We start from the raw sequence: 5,073 nt of genomic DNA on the forward strand, positions 1-5,073 counted from the left end.
AAAGGGCATCACCTACCGGAGATTCACTTAGAGTAGCCTTGCCTAAGTTGGCCGGTTTCCGGAGGGTGGCTGGTGGGAGCAGGGGAACTGTCGGGGCGGGACGTCCTGACGCGCTCGGTCAAGGGACAGATACGGCGTCTCGCGCTCGGCTCGGCGCTCGGAAGCGTGCACCAACTGGGGGAAGCCCTGGTGCCGGTGCTCATCGGTGTCGTCATCGACCAGGCCGTCGCCGGGCAGGACGCCGGACGTCTGGCGCTCTGGCTCGGCGTACTGGCCGTCATGTACGTGACGCTGTCGTGGAGTTTCCGGCTGGGCGCGAAAGCCGGTGAGCGCGGTGCCGAAGAGGCCGCGCACACACTCCGGTTGGCGATCGTGGGGCGGGTGCTCGACGCCCGTGGCGGCGCCGAGGAGGGACGGCTGCCCGGGGAACTCGCCAACGTCGCCACCGAGGACGCCAAGCGGGTCGGCGCGGTCAACATGGCGCTGATGGCCGGGATCTGGGCCTTCGCGGGTGTCGCGGTGAGCGCGGTCGCGCTGCTGCTGACATCCGTGACGCTCGGGCTGATCGTGCTGCTGGGTACGCCCGTTCTGCTGTGGCTGGGGCATCTGCTGAGCAAGCCGTTGGAGCGGCGCAGCGAGGCCGAGCAGGACAAGGCCGCTCACGCGTCGGGCGTGGCCGCCGACCTGGTGGCCGGGCTGCGGGTGCTGAAGGGGCTCGGCGCGCAGGACGCCGCCGTCGAGCGGTATCGCCGGACGAGCCGTATCTCCCTTGCCGCCACGCTGCGTTCGGCGCGTGCCGAGTCCTGGCAGACCGGGCTCGTGCTCGCGCTCACCGGCGGGTTCATCGCGCTGATCGCTCTCGTGGGCGGTCGGCTGGCGCTCGACGGGTCGATGACTCTGGGGCAGTTGGTGTCGGCGGTGGGTCTCGCGCTGTTCCTGCTGGGGCCGTTGGAGACCTTCGCCTGGGTCAACGCCGAGCTGGCACAGGGCCGTGCCTCGGCCGCCCGCGTCGCCGAGGTGCTGGCCACCGGGCACGCCGTCGTGGACGGCGACGACCCGGTCGCCGAGCCCGTGCGCGGGGAACTGCGGCTGCGTGGCGTACGGCTCGGCGGGCTCGACGGTGTCGATCTCGACCTGCCCGCCGGGCGGTTGACCGGTATCGCGGTGACGGACCCGGCCGGTGCGGAGGCGTTGTTGCGGTGCCTGGGGCGGGAGACCGATCCGGAGTCGGGGTCCGTCGAGCTGGACGGCGTGCCGCTGACTCGCCTTGATCCTGCGGGACTTCGGGCCGCTGTGCTGGTCGCCGCGCATGACGCGGCGCTGTTCGAGGGCTCGTTGGCGGCGAACGTGACACCGGAAGACGACTCCGAAGGCGGGGAGGCCGGTCTCCTCACCGAGCGTGCCATGGCCGCCGCCCGTGCCGACGAGGTCGCCGACTCCCTGCCGCACGGCACCGCGACCGGTGTCGGTGAGGGCGGGCGCTCGCTGTCCGGCGGCCAGCGTCAACGCGTGCTGCTGGCAAGGGCGTTGCGTGCCGGGCCGCCCGTCCTGGTCGTGCACGATCCGACCACGGCCGTCGACACGGTGACCGAGGCCCGGATCGCCAGTGGCCTGCGGGAGTTCCGGCAGGGCCGCACCACGATCGTGGTGACCAACAGCCCCGCCCTGCTCGCCGTCACCGACCACGTGATCCTCCTCGACGCCGGACGCGTCGGCGCCGAGGGCACCCACGCGGACCTCGTACGAACCGACGCGACCTACCGGACGGCGGTGCTGGCATGACGACCGGAGCCGAGGCAACAGGGGTCGAGCCGGTGGAGGCCGGGCAAGTGGACACGGACCGCACCCTCCTCCCTACCGCAACCCCCGCCCGCACCCGCGCCGCAGTGCGTGAACTCCTGCGCCCGCAGCGGGGGTTGGCCGCCGCCGGGTTCGGGCTGATGGTGCTCGCCACGGCCGTCGGGCTGCTCACCCAGCCGCTGCTGGGCCATATCGTCGACGTCGTCACCGAGCACCGCTCCCCCGACGCGCTCACCTTCCCGGTGCTCGCGCTGGCCGGGGTCGCCCTGGTCCAGGGGGTGACCACCGCGCTCGGCATGTCCCTCGTGTCGCGGCTCGGTGAGACCGCGCTGGCGCGGCTGCGCGAACTGTTCGTCGAGCGCGCCCTGTCACTCCCCCTCGACCGGGTGGAGAAGGCGGGCTCCGGCGACCTCAACTCCCGTGTCACGCGCGACGTTTCGCGGGTCGCCGACGCCGTGCGCGGGGCGCTGCCGGAGCTGGCCCGGTCCGCGCTGTCGATCGTGCTGACGCTGGGCGCGCTCGCCCTGCTGGACTGGCGGTTCCTGATCGCGGCGCTGATCGCCGTGCCGGTCCAGGCACACACCGCCCGTTGGTATGTGCGCAACGCCGTTCCCCTGTACGCAAAGGAGCGCATCGCGACCGGGACCCAGCAGCAGCAGTTGCTGGACACCATCGGCGGGGCGCGGACGGTACGGGCGTACCGGTTGCAGAAGGGCCACACCCGGCGGGTCACCGAACGCTCGCGCTCGGCGGTCGAACTGACCATGAGCGGCGTGCAGTTGATGCTCCGCTTCTACAGCCGGCTGCACATCGCCGAGTATCTGGGGCTGTCCGCGGTCCTGGTCACCGGGTACCTGCTGGTGCGGGACGGTTCCGCGTCGGTCGGTACGGCCACCGCGGCCGCGCTGTACTTCGCCAGTCTCTTCGGCCCGGTCAACACCGCGCTGGTGCTGCTGGACGACGCCCAGTCGGCAACGGCCGGACTGGCACGCCTCGTTGGCGTCGTGGACGAGCCCGCGCCCGTGGTCGCCGACCGCGCGGACGACCGTACGACCGCCGCCGGTCCCCCATCCGTGACGCTGACCGCTGTCTCCCACGCGTATGTGCCGGGCCGCCCGGTGCTGCACGACGTGGACCTGGAGATACGGCCCAAGGAGCGGGTCGCGCTGGTCGGTACGACCGGTGCGGGCAAGACGACCCTGGCCAAGCTGGTCGCGGGGCTGCACCGCCCGCAGTCGGGCCGGATCGATGTCGGCGGCGCGGAGCCGGACGAGGCCGGTCATCTGGTCGGGCTGGTCACGCAGGAGGTGCATGTCTTCGCCGGGCCGCTCGCCGAGGACCTGCGGCTGGCCCGCCCGGACGCGCACATCGAGGAACTCCGGGAGGCGCTCGACACGGTCGGCGCGCTCGGCTGGGTCGAGGCGTTGCCGGAGGGGCTGGACACGGTCGTCGGCGACGGCGGTCACCGGCTGACCGCCGACCGTGCGCAGCAACTCGCCCTCGCCCGGCTGCTGTTGGCCGACCCGCCCGTCGTCGTACTCGACGAAGCGACGGCGGAGGCGGGCAGTTCGGGTGCGCGGCAGCTCGACGAGGCCGCCGAGCAGGCGCTGCGCGGCCGCACCGCGCTGGTCGTGGCGCACCGGCTCAGCCAGGCCGCCTCCGCGGACCGGGTGATCGTCCTGAGCGACGGCCGGGTCGTGGAGAGCGGCACGCACGACGAACTCCTCACCGCCCAGGGCCAGTACGCCGCCCTGTGGCACGCCTGGTCGGGCAGCCGTTCCACCGAGGCAGCCCCCGACGCCCACTAGCTCCCCCCTCAGACCTGTCACCCCCCGCCGAACCCACCGCGACGAACAGAAGGATCATCCGATGCCCCGCGCCACCAGAGCTTCACGGCTGTCCGGCCTGCTCGCCTCCGTACTCCTGCTGGCCGTCACGGCGGTCGGCTGCGGTTCCTCCAACTCCGACTCCACGTCGTCCAGTTCGAACACGTCGGGCGCGGAGGCGAAGGCCTCCGCGGACGCGTTCCCCGTGACGATCGCCCACAAGTTCGGCAGTACGACGATCAAGTCCGAGCCCAAGCGGATCGTCACCGTCGGTCTCACCGACCAGGACGCCGTCCTCGCCCTGGGCACGGTGCCGGTCGGCACGACCGAGTGGCTCGGCGGCTACAAGGGCGCGATCGGCCCATGGGCGAAGGACAAGTTGGGCAGCGCGGCCGCGCCGACCGTCCTCAAGGACACCGGCACCGGCCCGCAGGTGGAGAAGATCGCCGCGCTGAAGCCCGATCTGATCCTCGCCGTGTACTCGGGCCTGACGAAGGCGCAGTACCAGAGCCTGTCGCAGTTCGCGCCGGTCGTCGCCCAGCCGAAGGCCTACAACGACTACGGCGTGCCGTGGCAGCAGCAGACCGAGGAGATCGGCAAGGCGATGGGCAAGTCCGCCGAGGCCAAGACCCTGGTGTCGGGCGTCGAGGCCAAGTTCGCGGCGGCCAAGAAGGCCAACCCCTCCTTCGCCGGTGCGTCGGCCGTCATGGCAACGCCGTACGAGGGCGTTTTCGTCTACGGCAGCCAGGACCCGCGCTCGCGCCTCCTCTCCGACCTCGGCTTCTCGCTCCCGAAGGACCTCGACAAGGTCATCGGCGACACGTTCGGCGCGAACATCAGCAAGGAGCGCTACGACCTCCTCGACCAGAAGGTCGCCGTGTGGATCGTGCCGGACACCACCACGGCCGTCACCAAGCTGCACAACGACAAGATCTACGGCGACCTGAACGTGGTGAAGCAGGGCCGCGAGGTCTTCATCAAGGAGACCAGCGACTACGGCAACGCGGTATCCCTGTCTACCGTGTTGAGCATCCCCTACGTCCTGGACCGCATGGTGCCGCAGCTCGCGGCTGCGGTGGACGGCAAGACGTCGACGAAGGTGGAGCAGCCGGCGTCCTGACCCACGGGAACGTGAAGGGGGGCGGGTCCGAGGTAGTCCGGACCCGCCCCCCCTTTTTCGTGTGCTCAGACCCCGTCGACCTCGACCAGGCTCTTCGGCCTCATGTCCGTCCAGTTGGCCTCGATGTGGTCGAGGCACTCCTGCCGCGCGGCCGGTCCGTACGCGACCGTCCAGCCCGCCGGTACGTCCACGAAGTCGGGCCAAAGGCTGTGCTGGCCCTCGTCGTTGACGAGGACGGAGTAGACGCCTTCGGGGTTCTCGAACGGGTTGCTCATGTCGGGGGTTCCTTGCCTCTCTGATGTGGACTGGTGTGCAAGTGGAGTTCGG

4 protein-coding genes are annotated in these 5,073 nt (G+C 71.3%); 3 read left to right on the plus strand and 1 reads right to left on the minus strand.

Features of this window, described 5'->3' with window-relative positions; translation table 11 throughout:
- The first annotated feature begins 72 nt into the window (after positions 1-72).
- The 3 genes from R2B38_RS03995 (at position 73) to R2B38_RS04005 (ending at position 4,746) form a co-directional block, all read left to right on the plus strand.
- The gene (locus tag R2B38_RS03995) at positions 73-1,782 is read left to right on the plus strand and encodes an ABC transporter ATP-binding protein (protein WP_318014980.1); all 1,710 of its coding nucleotides are present in this window, start codon (positions 73-75) and stop codon (positions 1,780-1,782) included.
- Positions 1,779-3,608: an ABC transporter ATP-binding protein gene (locus R2B38_RS04000; RefSeq protein WP_318014981.1), complete on the plus strand. Its 1,830-nt coding sequence runs from the start codon at positions 1,779-1,781 to the stop codon at positions 3,606-3,608. The genes R2B38_RS03995 and R2B38_RS04000 overlap by 4 nt, the downstream gene beginning before the upstream one ends.
- Positions 3,609-3,669: 61 nt before the next feature.
- A complete protein-coding gene (locus R2B38_RS04005) occupies positions 3,670-4,746 on the plus strand; it encodes an iron-siderophore ABC transporter substrate-binding protein (RefSeq protein WP_318014982.1) in 1,077 nt (358 codons plus the stop codon).
- A gap of 65 nt (positions 4,747-4,811) precedes the next feature.
- Here the strand turns inward: R2B38_RS04005 and R2B38_RS04010 are convergent, their stop codons facing one another.
- Entirely contained in the window at positions 4,812-5,021 is a 210-nt protein-coding gene (locus R2B38_RS04010; protein WP_266869299.1) for an MbtH family protein, read from the minus strand.
- Positions 5,022-5,073 lie beyond the last annotated feature (52 nt).

Source organism: Streptomyces sp. N50, assembly GCF_033335955.1.
Taxonomy (GTDB): Bacteria; Actinomycetota; Actinomycetes; order Streptomycetales; family Streptomycetaceae; genus Streptomyces.

What these genes read in the sequence shown, in the direction of transcription:
- R2B38_RS04005 (WP_318014982.1), top strand. Translation starts at nt 3,670, where the DNA reads ATGCCCCGCGCCACCAGAGCTTCACGGCTGTCCGGCCTGCTCGCCTCC.
- R2B38_RS04000 (WP_318014981.1), top strand. Translation starts at nt 1,779, where the DNA reads ATGACGACCGGAGCCGAGGCAACAGGGGTCGAGCCGGTGGAGGCCGGG.
- R2B38_RS04010 (WP_266869299.1), bottom strand. Translation starts at nt 5,021, where the DNA reads ATGAGCAACCCGTTCGAGAACCCCGAAGGCGTCTACTCCGTCCTCGTC.